This window comes from Streptomyces sp. SID12501 (assembly GCF_010550245.1).
In the GTDB taxonomy this organism is placed as follows: domain Bacteria; phylum Actinomycetota; class Actinomycetes; order Streptomycetales; family Streptomycetaceae; genus Streptomyces.
This window is the reverse complement of the sequence record NZ_JAAGLU010001055.1, coordinates 1-386: the sequence shown is the minus strand read 5'-3', so window position 1 is coordinate 386 and position 386 is coordinate 1. Positions and strand designations below refer to the sequence as shown.

General features: G+C 71.0%; 1 pseudogene. It reads left to right on the top strand.

What is annotated here, in order from left to right:
* Positions 1–225: pseudogene (locus G3I71_RS49790) on the top strand (ABC transporter substrate-binding protein); the annotation flags it as partial.
* Positions 226–386 lie beyond the last annotated feature (161 nt).

Here is a 386-nt window from a genome sequence, read left to right as displayed (position 1 = left end):
AAGGTCACGGTCGACGACGCGCGGAAGGCCGCGATCGCGAAGGAGCTGCAGACCATCGCCTACGAGCAGCTGCCGATGATCTCCCTGTTCTACGGCGGGTCGTGGGGCCTGTTCTCCACCAAGTCGTTCACCGGCTGGCCCAGCGCCGAGAACCCGTACGCGTCCCCCAAGACGTGGGACCAGACGCCGCTGCTCATCCTCACCGGCCTCGAGCCGGCCTCCTGACGGCGGTGCCCCGGCGCGGCCACGACGCGCCCTGGCCCCCCCCGCACGACCCACCCGACACGAGGAGGCTCCGGTGCGCTACGCCCTGCGCAAGCTCGGTCTGCTCCTGCTGACGCTGTGGGCGGCGGTGACGTCGAACTTCGTGCTGCCGCGGCTCATGC